This is a genomic window from Streptomyces sp. NPDC039430 (assembly GCF_055639435.1).
Genome location: NZ_JBVKAK010000007.1, coordinates 183,571 through 204,617, shown reverse-complemented (window position 1 = coordinate 204,617; position 21,047 = coordinate 183,571). Strand labels below are relative to the sequence as shown.

The window sequence follows — 21,047 nt, the reverse complement described above, 5'->3', positions numbered from 1 at the left end:
ACAGTCAGCCCGATCTTTAATCGCCCTTGGAGAGGCCCCGGCGCGGCGAACGTGGTCCGCGCCGGGGGTACGCGATCAGGTGATGTCGTCGTAACCGTTCAGTCGCTTCGTACCGGTGCTGTCCGGCTGCCCGGGAAGGGCGGGCGGCGTCGAGACGGGCTCGATCTCCCCGACGGCCTCCGGGATCAGATCCAGATCCGAGGCCTCGTCGTCGGCGGGTCCCATGGCGTCGCGCTGTGCCTTGCGGCGGTCGTTCAGGAGCGAGATCGCCGTGGCGACGAAGTACAGCACCCAGATCGGCACGGCCAGGGCCATCATCGTCAGCGGGTCCGTGCTGGGCGTGGCCACCGCGGCGAAGACCGTGATGCCCATGATCATGGCGCGCCACCAGCCGGCCATCCGCTTGCCGGTGATGACCCCGCCGAGGTTGAGCATGACCAGCAGCAGGGGCAGCTCGAAGGCGAGACCGAAGACGACGACCATGCGGGTGATCAGATCGAGCAGGTCGTCGAGCGGAAGCTGGTTGTCCAGGTTGGCCGGCGAGAACTCCAGCAGGACCTTGGCCATCGTCGGCAGCGTCTTGTACGCGAAGAAACCGCCGGCCAGGAAGAGCGGGAAGCCCGCCGACACGAAGGCGAGCGAGTACTTCTTCTCCGCTTTGTGCAACCCCGGGGCGACGAACGCCCACAGCTGGTAGAGCCAGATCGGTGAGGAGACCACGACACCGGCCATCAAGGAGACCTTGAGCGCGAGGGTGAACGGCGTCAGCAGACCGTTCAGGACGATGCGAGCACAGGTGCCGTCCTGCCGCTTGGCCAGTTCCGAGAAGCTCGTTTCACATCCGACCGACCTCAGTACGGGGTCGGTGAAGAACTCGATGATGTCCTTGTAGAAGAACGCGGCGACGAGCGTCACGACGACGATCGCCACCAGCGCCTTGGCGAGCCGGTTGCGCAGCTCACGCAGGTGCTCCACCAGGGGCATCCGCCCCTCGGGATCGGTCTCCTTCTTGCGGGCAGACTTAAGCAACCCACGTCCTCATCTCGTGCGGCGGGCTGCCGGCGACAGCGGTACCCGCTTCGGCCCAGGTGTCAGCGCTTGGTGGTCGAGTCCGTCGGCTCGGTCACCGGACGCGCGCTGGTCACGTCACCGGGCGCCGCCTGGATCGTACGCGGCACGACGTGGTCCTGAGCGGTCTCGTCACCCTTGGGCTCCGCCGGGGCCGTCTGCTGGCCCTCCGACTTCATCGCCTTGGCCTCGCTCTTGAGGATGCGGGCCGACTTGCCGAGCGAACGCGCCATGTCCGGAAGCTTCTTCGCGCCGAACAGCAGGACGATCACGACGAGGATGAGAATGATCTCGGTGGGACCGAGCCTTCCGAACATAAGCTTTTACCTTCTCACCGAGGCGGCATGGGAGGGGCCTGCGCAGTTTCGGCCGGACTCGTGTCCGGCCTACGTGCGCAGCGATCGTAACGCGCAGGGGTGAACACGGGGCAATCCCTGTGCGTACTTCCGTCGGCGGCCCGCGCCTCGCTGCCGGGGCCACGCTCAGCAGCGTACCCCGCTCTTTCGCTGGTGAGCAGGGGGCGTCGCTACCTCAACGTTTCACCTGTGGCGGCCAGCCGGGTGGCCGCGCGCTCCAGATCCTCGGCGGCCCGGTTGATCGTCTCCGTGGTGGCGGCGACCTGCCGGCCGAGCCGCTGGGCTTCCACGAAGACGCGGACGGCCAGGACGCCGAGCACGGCGATACCGCAGAAACCCAGGGCGATGGCGAGCATGGGCCAGAACATGGGCAGAGCCTAGACCGTTCCAGGGAGGGGTTTCAGTGGAGTGGAGGAGTGGTTTCAGTGGAGTGGAGGTGGGTTCGGCGGGGTGGTTCAGGGGGCGGAGTGGAGGCGCAGAGTACGTACCCCGCCGCCGGTGAGGAGCTCCACGATGCGCTCCCCCGCGGGCTTGCGCACCATGGCCTCGCACTCGGGACAGGTGAAGGAGTAGAAGGTGGTCTTCGCGCTGGCGCCGATCGCCAGCCGCAGGGCGCCGGCGGAGAGTTCGAAGCGGGCGCGGCACTCGGGACAGGCCGCTTTGAAGAGAACCGGAGCGACGGCCGAAAGTCCGGACAGCCCAGCTATGGTCGACATTGCGCGCATTTCTCCTTGTCCTCGTCCTCAGCCGTTCACCGGTGCTCGTCGTAGGCCGCGAGCGCTTCGCCCGCCGCCAGCCGCGCGCTGTCCGCCAGCTCCGGCGGGGAGACGATCCGTCCGTCGCCGCCGAGCCGCAGGGCCAGCCGTCTGAGCGAGGCGGGGGCGGGGGTGCGCAGCGTGATGCGCAGCCCGCCGTCGGAGAGTTCGACCGCGCTGTCGTGCGGGTAGTACTCCGCCACCCACCGGCCGCCGGGACCGACCTCGATCACCACCTCGGGGTCCTCGGCCGAGGGCTGCACCAGCCCTTCCGACAGATCCCTCAGCTCCAGCTCCGGAGGCGCGGCCGGCGCGTCGAGCAGCTTGATCTCGGCGACCCGGTCGAGGCGGAACGTACGCCGCGCCTCGGAGAGCCGGCACCAGGCCTCCATGTAGGTGTGTCCCACGGCGAACAGCCGGATCGGGTCGACCTCGCGCTCCGTCAGCTCGTCACGCGCCGGGGAGTAGTAGCGCAGCCACAGCCGGCGGCGCTCCGAGATGGCCCGGTCGACCTCGGCGAACACCCCGCCCTCGGACTCGAAGGTCACCGAGAGCCGGGAGCTGGCACCCGCGGCCTCACCGGCGGCGGTCTCCAGCTTGGCGGTGGCGCGCAGCAGCGCCTGCCGGTCGCCCTCGCGCAGCCCCGGCAGGGTGGCGACGGCGCGGGCGGCGACGAGCAGCGCCGTCGCCTCGTCGGCGGCGAGCCGCAGCGGCTCCGCGACATCGTCCGGGTTGTGCCACCAGATGCGGTCGCCGTCGGTGTCGATGTCGAGCAGATCGCCGCCGCGGAAGCTGGTGCCGCACATGGGCAGCACATCGAGGTCGGAGATCAGCTCGTCCTCGGTGATGCCGAAGGCGCGGGCGACATCGCTGACATGCGCGCCGGGGCGCTCCCGCAGATAGGTCACCAGCGAGAGCATCCGCCGGGTCTGGTCGATGGCGTTGGCTGCCATGGTTGTCCGCGTCCCCCTCAGCCCTTGGCCACGGCGCGCAGCCGGTCCAGGACATCGGCCCGCAGGTCCGCGGGCTCCAGTACGACCACGTCCGGGCCGAACTCCACCAGCCAGGCGTCCAGCCCGTGTCCGTACGGGACCTCCAGCTCATCCCAGCCGTCGCCCAGTTCCCGTGACGACAGCGCCTTGGCGCGCAGCGGATAGCCGCACCCGGAGCGGAGCTTGATCAGCGCGGAGCGGGTCGCGGTCTCCCCCGCCCAGCTCTCCACGGTCTCCCGTACGGTGACGACGTCCGGTACGGGCGCGCTGAAGACGCCCGTACGGGCGCGGACCCGGCCGGTGATCCGGGAGAGCCGGAAGACCCGCTCGGCGCCGCGGTCCCGGTCCCAGCCGGCCAGATACCAGTGGCCGCGCCAGCACTCCAGCGTCCATGGCTCGACCTGCCGCTGCTCCGGGCGGGCGGCGTTGGCCTTGCGGTAGTCGAAGGCGACGGGACGCCGGTCCCGGCAGGCGAGCATCAGCGGTTCGAAGGCGGCCTCGTGGACGGGGATACGGGGTTCGAGCGCGCCGTGGTGCGCCTCGTACGCGTCCTCGGCCTCCGGCATCCCGGCGGCGCGCAGCTTCTGCAGGGCGCCGCTCGCCGCGCCCGCCAGCCGCGCCTGCTGCCAGACCTTGGCGGCGAGACCGAGGGCGGCGGCCTCCTCGGCGTCGAGGGTGATGGCGGGCAGCCGGTTGCTGTCGCGGCGGGCGAGATAGCCGGTGTCGCCGTCGAGGTTCTCCACCGTCTCGATGACCAGGCCGAGTTCGCGCAGATCGTCCTTGTCGCGCTCGAACATCCGGTTGAACGAGTCGTCGGTACCGGCCTCCAGATAGGCCTCGATGGAGCCCCGCAGCTCACGCTTGCTGAGTGGACGCCGGGTCCCGAGCAGACACAGCGCCAGATTCATCAACCGCTCGGCCTTGGCAATGGCCATCGACGCCTCGCACCCCTTTGATCATGCCGCGCTGTGATCGTGCCGCGCTCACCCCGCTGACCGTACCGCCCCGGGGTGTCGCGGTAAAAGCCGAGGGCCCATGCCGGACAGCATGGGCCCTCGGGTGTCCGGATGTGATCAGACAGCGACCAGGTCGCAGACGAAGATCAGCGCCTCACCGGGGGCGATACGGCCGCCGCCGGCGCCGCGCTCGCCGTACGCCAGGTGCGAGGGGATGATCAGCTGGCGACGGCCGCCGACCTTCATGCCCTGCACGCCCTCGTCCCAGCCCTTGATGACCTGGCCGGCGCCGAGCTGGAACTGGAGCGGGGTACCGCGGTTCCAGGAGGAGTCGAACTCCTCACCGGTGGAGAACGCGACGCCCACGTAGTGGACGGACACGGAGTCGCCCGCCTTGGCCACCGCACCATCGCCTTCGATGATGTCCTTGATCTCCAGATCGGCCGGCGGCTCGCCACCCGGGAAGTCGACCTCGGGCTTCTCGATGCTCACTGAACTGCTCCTCTAAATGATGAACGGGCAACCGGGACAGTCTTACACCTTCGCCAGGATGTCCACCGCGAAGACCAGCGTGGAGTCCTTCGGGATGCCCTGCTGCTCCTGGTTGCCGAAGGCCTGGTCCGGCGGGATCACGATGAGGACCCTGCTGCCCACCTTCTTGCCGACGATGCCCGTCTTGAGGCCCTTCAGCGTGAGCTGCGGCAGCGGGAAGGTCTGCGTGCGGCCGGTCTTGTACGTGCTGTCGAACTGCTTGCGGTCCTTCCAGATGTACGCGGCGTAGTTCAGCACGACGGTGTCCGAGTCCTTGACGGCCTCGCCGTCGCTCTCCAGCACGTAGTTGGAGACCAGCTTCTTGGGCGGGGCGCTCTTCGGGACGGTGACGGTCGGCTCCTTGCCATCGTCGTTCGTCCCGACCTTGGGCAGGTCGATGTTGTCCTGCGCGACCGCGGTCCCCTTGGCGGAGACGGGGACCTGGGTGGCCTTCAGGATGTCGACGACGAAGACGAGCGTGGAGTTGGGCTTGATGTCGCCCTGGCCCTGGGCGCCGTAGCCGAGCTCCGGCGGGATGCCCAGCTCGACGCGGCTGCCGACCTTCTGGCCTTCCAGACCCTGGTCCCAGCCCTTGATGACCATGCCGGCCCCGACGGTCAGATCGAACGGCTGCTTCCGGTCGAAGCTGTTGTCGAACGGCTTGTCGGAGTCCCAGCTCTGGCCCAGATAGTTGACCTGGATCGCATCGCCCTTTTTGACCGTCGCTCCGTCGCCCTTGCTGAGGACATCGACCTTCAGCTCCTTGGGCGGCGTGCCCTCCCCCTTCTCAAGGGTCGGCTTCTGACCGAACTTGGCACCCGAGCTGATCGCGGGGAGTCCGTTCTTGGACGGGGTGGAGTCGGAGCCTCCATCGCTGCCACAGGCCGCTGTCGACAACAGCAGCAACGGGACGACGATGAGGCCGGCAAGTCGGCGCACGTGTTCCTCAGATCTCAGACGGCACAGTAGTTGCCCGCCACTCTAAGGCGTGCCGAGGGCCCCGTACGCGATACGTACGAGGCCCTCCGCACATTCCACCAATGCGTGTGTCCCCGGCCCGCTCACATACCGGCGATCAGTTTCTCCACCCGTTCGTCCACCGAACGGAACGGGTCTTTGCAGAGCACCGTGCGCTGTGCCTGGTCATTGAGCTTGAGATGCACCCAGTCGACGGTGAAGTCCCTGCGCTGCTCCTGCGCCCGGCGGATGAAGTCGCCGCGCAGTCGTGCCCTGGTGGTCTGCGGGGGCACCGACTTGCCCTCGAAGATCTTCATGTCGTTGCAGATGCGGGCGGCCTGGCCCTTCTTCTCCAGCAGGTAGTAGAGACCGCGGCGGCGGTGGATGTCGTGATAGGCGAGGTCTATCTGAGCGACCCTCGGATGCGACATCGTCATATTGTGCTTCGCTCGGTACCGCTCGATGAGCTGGTACTTCATGACCCAGTCGATCTCCGTGCCGATACGGTCGAGATCCTCCGCCTCGATCGCGTCGAGCGTGCGGCCCCAGAGCTCCAGGACCTGGTCGACGGTGCCGGTGCGGATGCCCCGGCGCTCCACGAAGTCGACGGCTTTCTCGTAGTACTCGCGCTGGACCTCCAGGGCGGAGGCCTCGCGGCCGCTCGCCAGGCGCACCTTGCGCTGGCCGGTGAGGTCGTGGCTGACCTCGCGGATGGCCCGGATCGGGTTCTCCAGGGTGAGATCGCGCATCACCGTGCCCGCCTCGATCATGCGCAGGACGAGATCGGTGGCGCCGACCTTGAGCAGCATGGTCGTCTCGGACATGTTCGAGTCGCCGACGATGACATGGAGCCGGCGGTAGCGCTCCGCGTCCGCGTGCGGTTCGTCACGGGTGTTGATGATCGGACGGGAGCGGGTGGTGGCGGAGCTGACGCCCTCCCAGATGTGCTCGGCGCGCTGGCTGACGCAGTAGACCGCGCCCCGCGGGGTCTGGAGCACCTTGCCGGCGCCGCAGAGCAGCTGACGGGTGACGAGGAAGGGGATGAGGATGTCCGCGAGCCGGGAGAACTCCCCGTGGCGGGCGACGAGATAGTTCTCGTGGCAGCCGTAGGAGTTTCCGGCGGAATCGGTGTTGTTCTTGAAGAGATAGACGTCGCCCGCGATTCCCTCCTCGTGCAGGCGGCGTTCGGCGTCGACGAGCAGCCCCTCCAGAATGCGCTCGCCCGCCTTGTCGTGCGTGACCAGCTCGGAGATGTTGTCGCATTCGGGAGTTGCGTATTCCGGATGCGAACCCACGTCGAGGTAGAGGCGGGCGCCGTTCCGCAGGAAGACATTGCTGCTGCGGCCCCATGAGACAACACGGCGGAAGAGGTAGCGCGCCACTTCGTCAGGTGACAGTCGGCGCTGTCCCCTGAACGTGCACGTGACGCCGTACTCGTTCTCCAGCCCGAAAATGCGGCGGTCCATGTCTGAACATTACGCCTGATGACCAGAGCTGAAACCGGGTTGGGCCGCACCGCTTCGATCATTTTCCGTCCGGATGGTGGCATCCGAAGGGGCGGTGGGAGCCTTGAGGACCCGCTGGGTGGCCAGGAGTACCAGGAGCGCGGCGAAACCCCCTCCCCCCGCCACGGCGAAGCCCGCCACGGTACCGCCGGCCTCCACGGCGGGTCCGGCGGCGCCGGTGCCGAGCGCGGTGCCGACGCCGAACGTGGTGACGAGCCAGGAGAACGCCTCGGTGACCGTGCCTCGCGGGGCGTGCCGGTCGACGACGATGAAGGCGCAGGCCAGCGCGGGCGCCAGGAAGACTCCCGCGAGGGCGGACAGCGCGGTCATCGCGACCACCCCGGGGGTGAGCGTCAGCGGGAGGTAGCAGAGGGCCAGCAGGGCGACGATGCCCCGCAGCCGGCGCTCGGGGACTCCGGCCCACTGCCGCGCTCCGTACGCCGCGCCGCCGATCAGCGCGCCGAGACCGAGGGCGGCCATCAGCCAGCCGTACACGGAGTCGTCGCCGTGGTCGTCGGCGTAGGCGACGCCCGCGACGGTGATGGAGCCGAGGGCCATGCCGATGAAGAGGAACGCGCCGAGCAGGGCGAGCAGCCCCGGCGAGCGCAGTGCGCCGAGCCAGTGCGCCTCACGGGGCGCGGAGCGCCAGGCCCTGGAGGGCTCGGACAGGACGACGGAGAGCGCGCCGAGTACGCCGACGGCGTTGATGACGAGCAGCGCGGCGCCCGGGGACCAGAGCGCGACCAGCAGGGTGACGAAGAGCGGGCCGACCGTGAACATGACCTCCTGGGCCACCGCGTCCATGGCGTATGCCCGGTGCACCCGGTCCTCGCTGCCCAGCACGCTCGGCCACAGTGCCCTGAGGCCGCCCTCCAGTGGCGGGGTGAAGAGGCCCGCGATCACCACGGCCGGGTACGCGAGGAGCGGCGCGTCCGTTCCCGCGGCCGCGAAGAGCACCATGCCGAGGCCCGAGACCAGCGCCGCCGGGAGCTGCACACGGGGCTGTCCGAAGAGGTCCACGGCCCGGCCGAGCAGCGGCTGGCCGATGGCCGTGGCGATGCCGTAGAGCGCCACGAACACCCCCGCCAGGGTGTAGCCGCCACCCTCGGCCCGGATGAACAGGACGATCGCGATATGGCCCGTGGCGTTCGGCAGCCTGCCCACCAGCGTGCCGGTGAGCAGCCGTGCGGCGTGCGGCGCCTTGAGGATGTCCAGATACCCCGTGGCCATGTCGCCCCCTCTTTCCGTTGGCTCGTCCCCGGGCCGCGCCGTCTGGTCCCGTCCGGGGTTTTACGTATAACGTGCGGCGCCATACGTACCATGTGCGCAGTCCGCGGGTCCACCGCGATTCTCACCGCGCGACGGAGAACGGCAGTCATGACAGAGCAGTCCGCGAGGCCCACCAGCAAGGACGTGGCCCGCGCAGCGGGTGTGTCCCAGGCGACGGTCTCCCTCGTCCTCGGCGACAAGTGGCGGGGCAGGGTCTCGGAGCGGACCGCAGGGCTGGTGCGGGACGCCGCGCGCGCCCTGGGCTACCGGCCCAACCTCGCGGCCCGCAATCTGCGGCTCGGCACCACCAGAACGGCACTCCTCGTCGTTCCCGCGCTCACCAACGAGTTCTTCGCCCGCGTCTACACGGGAGCGGCCGGGGTCGCCGCGGAGCACGGCTTCGGAGTCGTCCTCTACCCGTCACCCGCCGGGGTCGGCCCCGCCAAGGACCCCTTCGCCTCCGCACGGGCCGCGCTGGACGGCGTGATCGCCTCCTCGATGGCGACCGGCGCGCTGGACGCCATCCGCGGCTCGGACGGCGCGGACCTGCCGCTGGTGATGCTCGACAGCGATCCGGCGGCGCCCGGAGCCGCCGCTCGGGTGAATCTCGACATCGCCGACGGCATGCGGCGGATCGCCGGGCATCTGCTGGACCTCGGCCACCGGCGCCTGGTCCATCTCTCCTCCGCCGTCGCCTCCTGGACCTTCGACGTACGGGCCGCGGCACTGGCCGAGACGGTACGGGGCGTGCCGGGCGCGGTCCTGAGCACGGTCTCGGCGCCGCTGGAGGTGGGCGCCGCGCGGGAGGCCACCGAGCGCGCTCTCGCCCGCCCAGGGCCCCGGCCGACGGCGCTGGTGTGCGACGACGACATCCTGGCCGCGGGCGCCTGCAAGGCCGTACGGCGGCTCGGCCTGCGGGTGCCGGAGGACATCTCGGTCAGCGGCTTCGACGATCTGGCGCTGGCGACGGCGGTCGAGCCGGAGCTGACGACGGTACGGCTGCCCGCCGAACGGGTGGGCGAGCGCGGGATGTCGGCCCTGCTCGCGGTCCTGGACGGCCGCCGGCCGGAGACCGGCGACCTCCCGGTCTCGCTGGTGGTCCGGGACTCCACGGCGCCCCCGCCGCCCGTACGACCCGTGCCCTGAGCCGCCCGTACGACCCGTGCCCTGACACGACCGGGGGCACGCGCGGCGACACCGGGCCGCGACAGGACGACGCCCCGGCGCGTACGAGCGCGCCGGGGCATGGTGAGACGTTTCCGCCGGACTACTCGCCGGCGTCCTTGTCCTTGTCCTTCCCGTCCGGCTTGCCGCTGTCCTTGCCCCCGGCGCCCTCAGGTCCCGTGGATTCCGGCTTCTCCGTGGTCTCCGACGCCTCGGGGGCCTCCGAGGGCGTCTCGGCCGGGGCGGGCGTGGCGCCGTCCGGCTCCTCCGTGTCCGAGGGGGCGTCCGTCGGCGTGGAGGCCGCGCCGTCCGCCTGCAGCAGCCGGGAGAGCTGGCGGCCGACGATCCGCTTGAACTTGCGCTGCTGCGGTCGCGTACGGTCCAGGACCGCCACCTCCAGCCGCTCGGCGGGGATCTCCCGCTCGCCGCCGTTGGTGTCCCTGGAGAGCGCCTGGACGGCCAGCTTCAGGGCCTCGGCGAGCGACATGCCGTCGCGGTGCCGCTGGTCCAGATAGGAGCTGATCTGCTCCGAGCTGCCGCCGACCGCGACCGAGCCGTGCTCGTCCACGATCGAGCCGTCGTGCGGCAGCCGGTAGATCTGGTCGCCGTCCGGGGTGGCGCCCACCTCGGCGACCACCAGCTCCACCTCGTACGGCTTCTCACCGGCGCTGGAGAAGATCGTGCCGAGCGTCTGGGCGTAGACATTCGCGAGACCGCGGGCGGTCACATCATCGCGGTCGTAGGTGTATCCGCGCAGATCCGCGTAGCGCACCCCGCCGATGCGCAGATTCTCGTACTCGTTGTACTTGCCGGCGGCCGCGAAGCCGATCCGGTCGTAGATCTCGCTGAACTTGTGAAGTGCGCGGGACGGGTTCTCGCCGACGAAGACAATGCCGTCGGCGTACTGCAGCACGACCAGGCTGCGACCGCGGGCGATGCCCTTGCGGGCGTATTCCGCCCGGTCGGCCATGGCCTGCTGGGGTGAGACATAGAACGGCGTCGACACCGGCTATCCGTCCCTTTCTGTCAGTGGCATGTTTATTCAGAAGGAGAGCGGCGTCAGAGCAGCGCGGCGCGCGGGCCGTCGGGCTGCTCCAGCCGGCGCTCCAGGATCGAGCGGGCGATCTCGGCGGATTCCTCGTCGGTCAGCTTCCGGAAGCCCTGTTCGGTGATGACGGTGACGATGGGATAGATCCGGCGGGCCACATCGGGGCCGCCCGTCGCCGAGTCGTCGTCCGCGGCGTCGTAGAGCGCCTGGATGACCAGGGTGGTGGCCTGGTCCTCGGTCAGATCCTCGCGGTAGAGCTTCTTCATCGCGCCACGGGCGAAGATCGAGCCGGAGCCGGTGGACGCGTAGCCCACCTCCTCGGAACGGCCGCCCGTCACGTCGTACGAGAAGATGCGGCCCTTCTCGCGGTCCACGTCCCAGCCCGCGAAGAGCGGGACCACGGCCAGGCCCTGCATGGCCATGGCCAGATTGCTGCGGATCATCGTGGAGAGCCGGTTGGCCTTGCCCTCCAGGGAGAGCTGCGCTCCTTCGACCTTCTCGAAGTGCTCCAGCTCCAGCTGGAAGAGCTTGACCATCTCCACGGCGAGACCCGCGGTGCCCGCGATGCCGACGGCCGAGTACTCGTCGGCCGGGAAGACCTTCTCGATGTCGCGCTGGGCGATCATGTTGCCCATCGTCGCTCGCCGGTCACCGGCGAGCACCACACCACCGGGGAAGCTGACCGCGACGATCGTCGTCCCGTGCGGCGCCTCGATGGCGCCCTGAAGGGGCGGCAGCGAACGCTTGCCGGGCAGCATGTCCGGCGAGTGATGGGACAGGAAGTCCATGAACGAGGACGAGCCGGGCGTCAGGAAGGCCGCCGGCAGACGCCCGTTGTTACGAGGGTTGGCTTCCACGCGTTTCCTTCCGGATGGGCGGCGGCCCGCCGCTCGCGCCGGGCCGATCTTAAGAACTGTGCACGGACCTTACCCGCGCCGCCGCGTGTCATCCGTCCCGGTGCGACCGGCTTTCACCGGCGCACCGGGACGGACAACCGCTGCTACTGGCCGCCCTTTTGGACGAAGGAGCGCACGAAGTCCTCGGCGTTCTCCTCAAGGACGTCGTCGATCTCGTCCAGGACGGAGTCCACGTCATCGGACAATTTCTCCTGGCGCTCCTTGAGGTCCTCGGACGCCTGCGCCTCCTGCGCCTGCTCCTCGGTCTCCTCGGTGGAACGCGTCGCCTTCTGCTGTCCGCCGCCGGTGTCCTTGGTCGCCATAACCCTCACCCCGCTCGGTTCGCCCCGCTCGATGTGACCTACAAGATCAGACCCTACAAGCAGGGTCCGACATCGGCCCCGCACTTCTGACAACGTCCGGGTACCACCTCGATCATTCCCGGACAGGGACCGTTTCAGCCTCCGGACAGCACCCGGACCAGCTCCTCCGCCGTACGGCACCGGTCGAGCAGCTCCTTGACGTGGTTCCGGGTGCCCCGCAGCGGCTCCAGGGTGGGCACGCGCTGGAGCGAGTCACGGCCGGGCAGGTCGAAGATGACCGAATCCCACGAGGCGGCCGCCACGTCGTCCGCGTACTGCTCCAGGCACCGTCCCCGGAAATACGCCCTGGTGTCCTCCGGAGGCTTCGTCCTGGCCCGCTCGACGTCCTGGTCGTCCAGGAGCCGCCGCATCTTGCCGCGGGCCACCAGACGGTTGTAGAGGCCCTTGGCGGGGCGTACGTCGGCGTACTGGAGGTCCACGAGATGCAGCCGGGCCGCGTCCCAGTCCAGGTTGTCCCGGCGCCGGTAGCCCTCCAGGATCTCCCGCTTGGTGATCCAGTCGAGCTCTCCCGACAGGCTCATCGGATCGTTCTCCAGCCGGTTGAGAGTGTCCTCCCAGCGGCCCAGGACGTCCTTGGTCTGCTCGTCCGCGTCGACGCCGTAGCGCTCCTCCACGTACTTCCTGGCCAGCTCGTAGTACTCCATCTGGAGCTGGACAGCGGTGAGTGTCCGTCCGCTGCGGAGCGTGACCAGCCGGCCGAGGCCGGGGTCGTGTGAGACCTGGTGCAGCGTACGGACCGGCTGGTCGACGGCGAGATCGACGTTGATGAAGCCGTCCTCGATCATGGAGAGGACGAGCGAGGTCGTGCCGAGCTTGAGATAGGTCGAGATCTCCGACAGATTCGCGTCGCCGATGATCACATGGAGCCGGCGGTATTTCTCCGCGTCGGAATGGGGTTCGTCGCGGGTATTGATGATGGGGCGCTTGAGTGTGGTCTCCAGGCCGACCTCGACCTCGAAATAGTCCGCGCGCTGGCTGATCTGGAAGCCGTGCTCATGCCCGTCCTGGCCGATGCCGACCCGGCCCGCACCGGTGACGACCTGCCGGGAGACGAAGAACGGCGTCAGATGGCGAACGATGTCCGAGAACGGGGTTTCCCGCTTCATCAGATAGTTCTCGTGCGTGCCGTAGGACGCGCCCTTGTTGTCGGTGTTGTTCTTGTACAGATGGATCGGCTGGGCGCCCGGAAGCTGTGCCGCGCGTTCCGCGGCCTCGGCCATGATGCGCTCGCCCGCCTTGTCCCAGAGAACGGCGTCGCGCGGATTGGTGATCTCGGGAGAGCTGTATTCGGGGTGGGCGTGGTCGACGTACAGCCGTGCACCATTCGTGAGAATCACATTGGCCAGCCCGATGTCCTCGTCGGTGAGCTGGCTGGAATCGGCCGTCTCGCGGGCGAGGTCGAAGCCACGGGCGTCCCGCAGCGGATTCTCCTCCTCGAAATCCCAGCGGGCACGCCGTGCCCGGTGCATCGCCGCCGCGTAAGCGTTGACGATCTGGGACGAGGTGAGCATGGCATTGGCGTTCGGGTGACCCGGAACGGAGATGCCGTACTCCGTCTCGATGCCCATTACTCGCCGTACGGTCATGCGGCCCTCCTTGCCCGGCGGCGCTCCCCTCCGGAAGCGCCGCTCAAGTACCGCTGTCTCTCCGTCGCGTATGCGTGTGCGGTGCCCGACCCCGCACTGCGCGACGCGGCGGTAGAAAAGAGCCTAGAACGCCTCTGGGCCGGTGGGGAGATCATTTCCGTCATTGGCCTGGTGTGGTGGAAGGTACGTGGAAAGCAACCGGCTGCGGATGCCCTTCCGGACATCCGCAGCCGGGCCGCGCTCTACAGGTACTGACCGGTGTTCGCCACCGTGTCGATGGAGCGTCCGGTGTCCGCGCCCTGCTTTCCGGTCACCAGGGTACGGATGAAGACGATCCGCTCACCCTTCTTACCGGAGATACGGGCCCAGTCGTCCGGGTTCGTGGTGTTCGGCAGGTCCTCGTTCTCCTTGAACTCATCCACGCAAGCCTGGAGGAGATGGGAGACCCGAAGGCCCTTCTGGTCGTGGTCGAGGAATGCCTTGATGGCCATCTTCTTGGCCCGGTCGACAATGTTCTGGATCATCGCGCCGGAGTTGAAGTCCTTGAAATACAGGACTTCCTTGTCGCCGTTCGCGTACGTGACCTCCAGGAAGCGGTTCTCCTCGGATTCCGCGTACATCTGCTCCACGACGGACTGGATCATCCCGTGGGCCGCGGCCTCCTTGGAGCCGTTGTGCTCCGAGACGTCGTCCACGTGCAGCGGCAGCGAGGGCGTCAGGTACTTCGCGAAGATGTCCTTCGCCGCCTCCGCGTCCGGACGCTCGATCTTGATCTTCACATCGAGGCGGCCGGGCCGCAGGATCGCGGGGTCGATCATGTCCTCGCGGTTGGAGGCACCGATGACGATGACGTTCTCCAGGCCCTCCACACCGTCGATCTCGGCGAGCAGCTGGGGGACGATGGTGTTCTCCACGTCCGAGCTGACACCGGATCCGCGGGTGCGGAAGAGCGACTCCATCTCGTCGAAGAAGACGATGACGGGCGTGCCCTCGCTCGCCTTCTCCCGGGCGCGCTGGAAGACCAGGCGGATATGGCGCTCGGTCTCACCGACGTACTTGTTGAGGAGCTCGGGACCCTTGATGTTGAGGAAGTAGCTCTTCCCCGCGGGCCGGCCGGTCACCTCGGCGACCTTCTTGGCGAGGGAGTTCGCCACGGCCTTGGCGATCAGTGTCTTGCCGCAGCCGGGAGGGCCGTAGAGCAGGATGCCCTTCGGCGGTCGCAGTTCGTGCTCCTTGAAGAGGTCCGGGTGGAGGTACGGAAGCTCGACCGCGTCGCGGATCATCTCGATCTGGCCGCCCAGACCGCCGATCTTGTTGTAGTCGACGTCCGGAACCTCTTCGAGGACGAGCTCCTCGACCTCGCTCTTGGGGACCACTTCGTAGACATAGCCGGAGCGGGGTTCGAGCAGGAGGGCGTCGCCGGGACGGACGGTGATGTCCAGCAGGGGCTCGGCGAGCCGCACCACCCGTTCCTCGTCGGTGTGCCCGATCACCAGGGCGCGCTCGCCGTCCTCAAGGATCTCCTTGAGGGTGACGATGTCCCCGGCGCGCTCGAACTCCATGGCCTCGACCACGTTGAGCGCTTCGTTGAGCATGACTTCCTGGCCGCGCCGTAGCTCTTCGAGCTCGACGCCGGGGCTGACATTCACCCGGAGCTTGCGGCCCCCGGTGAAGATATCGGCCGTGCCGTCCTCATTGGCCTGCAGAAAGACACCGAATCCGGCCGGCGGCTGCGCGAGCCGGTCGACCTCCTCCTTGAGGGCCACGATCTGATCGCGGGCCTCACGCAGCGTATTGGCGAGCCGCTCGTTCTGTGCGGACACACCCGCAAGATTCGTCTGCAACTCGACGATCCGCTCTTCGAGAATCCTCGTGTGCCGCGGAGAGTCGGCGAGCTTACGTCGCAGGACGGCGATTTCCTGCTCGAGATAGGCAACCTGGCCGGCTGGGTCTTCGGACCCCCGCCCGGGCCGGATGCCGCGGTTGATGTCGTCGTCGTGGGCTGCCACGGTCCTCACCTCCTCCAAGGGGAGCTGGACGCTTCCTGACCCTACCTGGGTGGGTGATGATTGAAACCCCTAGATCACAAAGACTGTCGGGGTAGGTCCGATCTTCACCCTTGCGCCCTCCCTCACGCCAGGGGAATACCCACCCAGGAACATCGGAAAGCTGTCGGTTGTATCGTCGAGGCGTCCAACACCCGTCAGGGCCGCCGCGACTTACTCCATAATGCGCTGCCCGGCGCAGTAAACGTCAGGAGAGATGACCGTGCAGCAGGAGGCTCCCACCGAAGGTGTCACCGAGAGCGGTGAGCCGCTGGAGGTCTGGATCGACCAGGACCTCTGCACCGGGGACGGGATCTGTGCGCAGTACGCCCCTGAGGTGTTCGAGCTGGACATCGACGGCCTGGCCTATGTGAAGAGCCCCGACGACGAGCTGCTCCAGGCCCCGGGCGCGACCACGCGCGTGCCGCTGCCGCTGCTGCGCGACGTGGTGGATTCCGCCAAGGAGTGTCCTGGTGACTGCATCCATGTACGGCGTGTGACGGACCAGGTCGAGGTCTACGGCCCCGACGCGGCGTAACTCCCTGTCACGGCCCGTCGCATGGCGCCATCCGTGGTGATCTTTCACACACTCCGCGCGACGGGACGCTCACCGCGTACGAACGCACCGTTCTGCCACCGCCAGGAGACCCGCTGTTCCTCATCGGGACAGCAGCTGGGGAGCGCGGGGCCCGAATAGCCGAACAGGGTCGCGACGATCTCCCCGTCGCGTACCGCGAAGTCGGGGCCGACGGTGAGCTTGTCCCCGGGGTCCACCAGGGTCGCCACGATCCTGGCCCGCTCGCCCTCGCCGCCGGCCCTGGTCAGTACGTACACACCGTTGGGCGGGGTGCCGGAGCCGGCCGCGCAGCGTACGACCGCGACGGTCTCGGGGTTGCCGTCCCCGTCGAGGTCGCCCGAGGACTTCTTCGTGACGGTCGTGCCCACTCCCCCGCACTCCAGCGGGAAGTCCACGCCGGCGGGGTCGGGGGCGGGCAGCGGGGCCCGGCCCGGGTCCGCGGCCTTCGGGGATCCCGAGCCCGACTGGGACGCCGTGGCGGCGCCGGGCTGGAGCAGGCCCGCCAGGGCCACGACAGCGGCCATCGCGGTGGCCGTCGCGAGCCAGTGCACGGCGCGGGGGCGGGTGTGCGCGAGGTCCGGGACGTCGGAGAGCTGCACGCGGAGTGTCTCCTGTGAAGGCGGTGACGGCGAATGCCCAACGGGGGGAGGGAGACAGCATCGTGCCACACGTCACAGGGCGGCGGAACAGCGGGGTCCGTAAGGCGAACGTAAAGAGAGCGCCGCCGAGTTCCCCGTTCTCGACGGGGAACTCGGCGGCGCTGTCGCCGTGTTGACGGTCTCCGCGGCGAGGAGCCTCGGCGGGTGAGTCCGGTCAGCCGCGCGAGCCGCTGCCGCTGTTGGGACCGTCGTAGTCGTCGCCGTACGCGCCCTTGGCGGGCCGGCGGCGGCGCAGCGGCGGCTCGACGCCGTCCGCGAGCCGACGGGCGGTCACCAGGAAGCCGGTGTGGCCGATCATCCGGTGGTCCGGACGTACGGCGAGGCCCTCGACGTGCCAGTTGCGGATCATCGATTCCCAGGCGGCCGGCTCGTTGAACGTACCGAACTCCCTGATCGTCTCGACGGTACGGGCGAGTTGAGTGGTCGTCGCGACGTACGCGCAGAGGATGCCGCCGGGCACGAGCGCCTTGGAGACGGCCTCGACGCACTCCCAGGGGGCGAGCATGTCGAGGATCACGCGGTCGACGTCCGTGTCGGACAGGTTGTCCTGGAGGTCACCGACCGTCAGCTGCCAGGCGGGGTGCGGCTCGCCGAAGTAGCGCTCCACGTTCTGCCGGGCGATGTCGGCGAAGTCCTGCCGGCGCTCGTAGGAGTGCAGCATCCCCTGGTCCCCGATGACGCGCAGCAGGAAACTGCTGAGCGAGCCGGAGCCCACGCCCGCCTCGACGACGCGCGCGCCGGGAAAGATGTCGGCGAAGGCCAGGATCTGGCCGGCGTCCTTCGGGTAGACCACCGCGGCGCCGCGGGGCATGGACAGGACATAGTCGGGGAGCAGGGGGCGCAGCGCGAGATAGGCGACGTTTCCCGTGGTACGGACAACACTGCCCTCGGGAGCACCGATCAGCTCGTCGTGCGGGAAGGACCCTTTGTGGGTGTGGAAATTCTTCCCGGCTTCGAGCGTGAAGGTGTAGTGGCGTCCCTTGGGGTCGGTGAGCTGAACCTGGTCCCCGACCTTGAAGGGGCCGCGACGTCGGGCGGCACCGGTCGGTTCGGACATGTTTGAAGCTTAGCCGCTTTTTCCGGGGGTTCGTTTCGCCCGGTGGGCGGCCCCGGCGGCGCTCACTTCCCCTGCGGGCGGGCCATCGCCGCGACAAAGGCGCGCTCGACGTCGGCGGTGGACAGGACCCCGTAGATCTCGCCCGTCTCCTCCAGCACCAGGTACTCCGTCGCGGGGCTGGCCCTGAGCCGTTCGAGCAGGGCCTCCCCCGCCAGGTCCGCGGGGACCTTCATGCCTTCCGTGAGGTCCTGGGCGAGGCCGCTGACCGCGACCCAGGGGCGTCGGTGCTGCGGTACGCCGACGATCGCGGACTCCCTGACCAGGGCCGTCGGATCGCCCTGGCCGTCGACGACGACGAGGGCGCGGGCGCCCGCCTCGTTGGCCCGGCGCAGTGCCTCGGAGAGCGGGGTCGAGGACTCGACCGGGACCGCGCGCCGGGTGAGGGCGCGGGCCTGGAGTTCGGGGAGGTGTTCACGGAGCCTGGCCATCCGCAGGCTGTTGCCGGCGCCGGTCCAGATGATCGCGGCGAGGATGGCGGCGAGCAGCGCGTCGGTGACGGTCTCCATGCCGCTGACGTTCCTGGCGGAGGTGCCCAGGGCGCCCGTACGGGTGAGGAGCGGCAGGCCGATCAGGACGGCGACGGCGAGCGCCCTGCCGACCCAGGCGGCGGCGACGGTGCCGCTCATGGGCTTGCCCGTGATCTTCCAGACGACCGCGCGCAGCATCCGGCCGCCGTCCAGCGGAAGGCCGGGGAGCAGGTTGAAGGCGGCGACGATCAGGTTGGAGATCGTCAGCCCCGCGAGCAGGACGCCGGGGACCGTACCGGGCTCGACGGCCAGCAGGCCGAGGTAGAAGATCCCGGAGAGCACCAGCGAGAGCAGCGGCCCGACGAAGGCCAGGATGAATTCACGGCCAGGGGTCTCGGACTCCTTCTCGATCTCGGAGACGCCGCCGAAGAACTGGAGCTGGATCCGGCGCACCGGCAGCTTGAAGCGGAGCGCGGCGACGGTGTGGGCCAGTTCATGGACGAGTACGGAGGCGTAGAAGGCGACGGCGAAGAAGAGCGCCAGCAGATAGCGCAGGCCGCCCAGTTGCGGGAGGACTCGCTCCAGTTGGCCTCCGAAGATCCAGGTGATGAGCGCGGCCACCAGGAACCAGCTCGGGGCGACGTAGACCGGCACGCCGAAGGGGCGGCCCATGAGAATGCCACCGCCTGGGTCCTCACGGCGCGGTGGCTTGCCGCCGGGGCCCGTATCCCCCTTGCCGGGCTGCGACGGCTTGCTCTCGCCGCGCTCGTCGTCCTCTTTCACGGGTTCCCTTCGTCGGCAGCGTCGCTCGCTCGATCATGCGGTGCGAGAGGCTCTGTAGTCGATGGTATTCGGATCGCTGTCGGTGTCGGGTCATAGGGTCTGCGTCATGAGTACGAGCCTGCCGCCCACTTCTCCGAGCCCGCCGCCCGCCGTGCCTCCCGGCGGACCGTCCGCCGCGTCTCCTGGCGAGCGGTCCGCCGCGTCTCCGGCCGGGCCGCCGATGTCGCTGTCGCCGTCACGTGCGAGCGACTTCATGCAGTGTCCGCTGCTGTACAGGTTCCGGGTGATCGACAAACTGCCGGAGAAGCCGAGCGAGGCGGCGACCCGCGGCACGCTCGTGCACGCCGTGCTGGAGCGGCTCTTCGACGCGCCGGCCGTGGAGCGTACGGCGCCCCGGGCGAAGGCGCTGGTCCCCGGCCAGTGGGACCGGCTGCTGGAGTCGCGTCCCGAGCTGGCGGGGCTGTTCGCCGAGGACGCGGACGGCGAGCGGCTGGCGCGCTGGCTGGCGGAGGCGGAGCTGCTGGTCGAGCGGTGGTTCTCGCTGGAGGACCCGACCCGGCTGGAGCCGGCCGAGCGGGAGCTGTTCGTGGAGACGGAGCTGGAGTCGGGGCTGCGGCTGCGCGGGGTGATCGACCGCGTCGACGTGGCGCCCACGGGCGAGGTGCGGATCGTCGACTACAAGACGGGCAAGGCGCCCCGTCCGGAGTACGCGGACGGGGCGCGGTTCCAGATGTCGTTCTACGCGCTGGTGGTCTGGCGGCTGAAGCGGGTGGTGCCGCGCCGGCTCCAGCTGGTGTATCTGGGCAGCGGGGAGGTCGTCACCTACGACCCGGTGCTGGCCGATCTGGAGCGGGTGGAGCGCAAGCTGCTCGCGCTCTGGGAGGCGATCAGGCTGGCCACCGAGACGGGCGACTGGCGGCCGCGTCCCACGAAGCTCTGCGGCTGGTGCGACCACCAGGCGGTCTGCCCGGAATTCGGCGGTACGCCTCCCGTCTATCCGCTGACGGTCGGGGTGCCGGGGAGCGCGTAGCCGGCACGTCCGGAGGGGCGGGGCCGCGCGCCGCGCCCGGCGGAGTCGCGGTGGGGTGGTCAGGGCAGAATGGGGCCGGTCTAGTGAAGGAGTTCCCTGTGACTGTCCGCGTCCTGCTGGTCGACGACCAGCCGCTGCTGCGCACCGGCTTCCGGATGATCCTGGAGGCCGAGCAGGACATCGCGGTCGTCGGCGAGGCCGGGGACGGCCTCCAGGCCATCGACCAGGTCCGCGCGCTGCAGCCCGATGTGGTGCTGATGGACATCCGGATGCCCCGGATGGACGGTGTGGAGGCGACCCGCCAGATCACCGGCCCCGGCCGGGACGGTCCGGCGAAGGTGCTGGTCCTGACGACCTTCGATCTCGACGAGTACGTGGTGGAGGCGCTGCGCGCGGGGGCGAGCGGCTTTCTGCTCAAGGACGCGCCCGCCAATGAGCTGGTCCAGGCGATCCGGGTGGTCGCGGCGGGTGAGGCGATGCTGGCGCCGAGCATCACGCGCCGGCTGCTCGACAAGTACGCGGATCATCTGCCGTCCGGCGAGGAGCCGGTGCCCGACACGCTGCACACGCTGACCGATCGCGAGGTCGAGGTGCTCAAGCTGGTCGCCCGGGGGCTGTCCAACGCGGAGATCGCGGCGGACCTCTTCGTCAGCGAGACCACGGTCAAGACGCATGTGGGCCATGTGCTCACCAAGCTGGGGCTGCGCGACCGGGTACAGGCCGCGGTGTACGCGTACGAGAGCGGGCTGGTGCGTCCCGGCGCCCAGTGAGGACGGCGGACGCCGCCCGGAACCTGTCCGGGCGCGTGGGGCTTGTCCCCCCTGCCGGAAAGCTGTTCCGGGGGGTTCGGGGGGAGCGGAGGGCTTCCTGCGGTCCGGGAGCGGCACGACACAGGGGCACTTC

General features: G+C 69.3%; 22 protein-coding genes. 4 read left to right on the top strand and 18 right to left on the bottom strand.

Features of this window, described 5'->3' with window-relative positions; translation table 11 throughout:
- Positions 1-75: 75 nt before the first annotated feature.
- The 10 genes from tatC to ACZ7LS_RS19585 form a co-directional block, all read right to left on the bottom strand.
- Complete coding sequence (gene tatC, locus ACZ7LS_RS19630) at positions 76-1,029, bottom strand: twin-arginine translocase subunit TatC (protein WP_382520039.1); 954 nt, start codon at positions 1,027-1,029, stop codon at positions 76-78.
- Between the two features lie 62 nt (positions 1,030-1,091).
- A complete protein-coding gene (tatA, locus tag ACZ7LS_RS19625; RefSeq protein WP_129772623.1) occupies positions 1,092-1,385 on the bottom strand; it encodes a Sec-independent protein translocase subunit TatA in 294 nt (97 codons plus the stop codon).
- 209 nt (positions 1,386-1,594) lie between these two features.
- Positions 1,595-1,792 (bottom strand): hypothetical protein, encoded by a 198-nt coding sequence (locus ACZ7LS_RS19620; protein ID WP_382520040.1) that lies wholly within the window; start codon positions 1,790-1,792, stop codon positions 1,595-1,597.
- 87 nt (positions 1,793-1,879) lie between these two features.
- Positions 1,880-2,149, bottom strand: a complete 270-nt coding sequence (locus ACZ7LS_RS19615; RefSeq protein WP_382670357.1) for a hypothetical protein — start codon at positions 2,147-2,149, stop codon at positions 1,880-1,882.
- A gap of 26 nt (positions 2,150-2,175) precedes the next feature.
- Positions 2,176-3,132, bottom strand: coding sequence for a helix-turn-helix transcriptional regulator (locus tag ACZ7LS_RS19610; protein ID WP_382520043.1), 957 nt, complete (start codon positions 3,130-3,132; stop codon positions 2,176-2,178).
- 17 nt (positions 3,133-3,149) lie between these two features.
- A complete protein-coding gene (locus ACZ7LS_RS19605; RefSeq protein ID WP_382520045.1) occupies positions 3,150-4,106 on the bottom strand; it encodes a helix-turn-helix transcriptional regulator in 957 nt (318 codons plus the stop codon).
- Between the two features lie 138 nt (positions 4,107-4,244).
- Positions 4,245-4,619 (bottom strand): FKBP-type peptidyl-prolyl cis-trans isomerase, encoded by a 375-nt coding sequence (locus ACZ7LS_RS19600; RefSeq protein WP_129772618.1) that lies wholly within the window; start codon positions 4,617-4,619, stop codon positions 4,245-4,247.
- A 42-nt stretch (positions 4,620-4,661) separates the two neighbouring features.
- On the bottom strand, positions 4,662-5,597 hold the full coding sequence (locus ACZ7LS_RS19595; protein ID WP_382520047.1) for an FKBP-type peptidyl-prolyl cis-trans isomerase: 936 nt from the start codon (positions 5,595-5,597) through the stop codon (positions 4,662-4,664).
- A gap of 122 nt (positions 5,598-5,719) precedes the next feature.
- A complete protein-coding gene (pafA, locus tag ACZ7LS_RS19590; protein ID WP_030354603.1) occupies positions 5,720-7,081 on the bottom strand; it encodes a Pup--protein ligase in 1,362 nt (453 codons plus the stop codon).
- A 9-nt stretch (positions 7,082-7,090) separates the two neighbouring features.
- On the bottom strand, positions 7,091-8,350 hold the full coding sequence (locus tag ACZ7LS_RS19585) for an MFS transporter (RefSeq protein WP_385132997.1): 1,260 nt from the start codon (positions 8,348-8,350) through the stop codon (positions 7,091-7,093).
- A gap of 147 nt (positions 8,351-8,497) precedes the next feature.
- On the opposite strand from ACZ7LS_RS19585, the gene ACZ7LS_RS19580 reads away from it, so the two are divergent.
- The gene (locus ACZ7LS_RS19580) at positions 8,498-9,535 is read left to right on the top strand and encodes a LacI family DNA-binding transcriptional regulator (protein ID WP_382670368.1); all 1,038 of its coding nucleotides are present in this window, start codon (positions 8,498-8,500) and stop codon (positions 9,533-9,535) included.
- Between the two features lie 121 nt (positions 9,536-9,656).
- On the opposite strand, the gene prcA is transcribed toward ACZ7LS_RS19580, so the two are convergent.
- From prcA to arc, 5 genes are all read right to left on the bottom strand, one after another.
- A complete protein-coding gene (gene prcA, locus ACZ7LS_RS19575; protein WP_382520053.1) occupies positions 9,657-10,559 on the bottom strand; it encodes a proteasome subunit alpha in 903 nt (300 codons plus the stop codon).
- A gap of 53 nt (positions 10,560-10,612) precedes the next feature.
- Entirely contained in the window at positions 10,613-11,458 is an 846-nt protein-coding gene (prcB, locus tag ACZ7LS_RS19570; protein ID WP_382520055.1) for a proteasome subunit beta, read from the bottom strand.
- A 143-nt stretch (positions 11,459-11,601) separates the two neighbouring features.
- A complete protein-coding gene (locus tag ACZ7LS_RS19565) occupies positions 11,602-11,820 on the bottom strand; it encodes a ubiquitin-like protein Pup (RefSeq protein WP_030754525.1) in 219 nt (72 codons plus the stop codon).
- A 134-nt stretch (positions 11,821-11,954) separates the two neighbouring features.
- On the bottom strand, positions 11,955-13,466 hold the full coding sequence (dop, locus tag ACZ7LS_RS19560; RefSeq protein WP_382520057.1) for a depupylase/deamidase Dop: 1,512 nt from the start codon (positions 13,464-13,466) through the stop codon (positions 11,955-11,957).
- A 242-nt stretch (positions 13,467-13,708) separates the two neighbouring features.
- A complete protein-coding gene (arc, locus tag ACZ7LS_RS19555) occupies positions 13,709-15,475 on the bottom strand; it encodes a proteasome ATPase (RefSeq protein WP_382520059.1) in 1,767 nt (588 codons plus the stop codon).
- A 253-nt stretch (positions 15,476-15,728) separates the two neighbouring features.
- Here arc and ACZ7LS_RS19550 point away from each other — a divergent pair, with 253 nt between their 5' ends.
- Entirely contained in the window at positions 15,729-16,049 is a 321-nt protein-coding gene (locus tag ACZ7LS_RS19550) for a ferredoxin (RefSeq protein WP_382520061.1), read from the top strand.
- Positions 16,050-16,093: 44 nt separating this feature from the next.
- Here the strand turns inward: ACZ7LS_RS19550 and ACZ7LS_RS19545 are convergent, their stop codons facing one another.
- From ACZ7LS_RS19545 to ACZ7LS_RS19535, 3 genes are all read right to left on the bottom strand, one after another.
- Positions 16,094-16,687, bottom strand: coding sequence for a hypothetical protein (locus ACZ7LS_RS19545; protein ID WP_385132992.1), 594 nt, complete (start codon positions 16,685-16,687; stop codon positions 16,094-16,096).
- Positions 16,688-16,901: 214 nt separating this feature from the next.
- Complete coding sequence (locus ACZ7LS_RS19540; protein WP_382877432.1) at positions 16,902-17,804, bottom strand: tRNA (adenine-N1)-methyltransferase; 903 nt, start codon at positions 17,802-17,804, stop codon at positions 16,902-16,904.
- A gap of 62 nt (positions 17,805-17,866) precedes the next feature.
- Positions 17,867-19,114, bottom strand: a complete 1,248-nt coding sequence (locus ACZ7LS_RS19535; protein ID WP_129772610.1) for a site-2 protease family protein — start codon at positions 19,112-19,114, stop codon at positions 17,867-17,869.
- Between the two features lie 106 nt (positions 19,115-19,220).
- Between ACZ7LS_RS19535 and ACZ7LS_RS19530 the strand changes: the two genes are divergently transcribed.
- Together ACZ7LS_RS19530 and ACZ7LS_RS19525 are read left to right on the top strand one after the other, a co-directional pair.
- The gene (locus ACZ7LS_RS19530) at positions 19,221-20,144 is read left to right on the top strand and encodes a RecB family exonuclease (RefSeq protein WP_385137452.1); all 924 of its coding nucleotides are present in this window, start codon (positions 19,221-19,223) and stop codon (positions 20,142-20,144) included.
- A 98-nt stretch (positions 20,145-20,242) separates the two neighbouring features.
- The gene (locus ACZ7LS_RS19525) at positions 20,243-20,914 is read left to right on the top strand and encodes a response regulator (protein WP_129772608.1); all 672 of its coding nucleotides are present in this window, start codon (positions 20,243-20,245) and stop codon (positions 20,912-20,914) included.
- Positions 20,915-21,047: the final 133 nt, after the last annotated feature.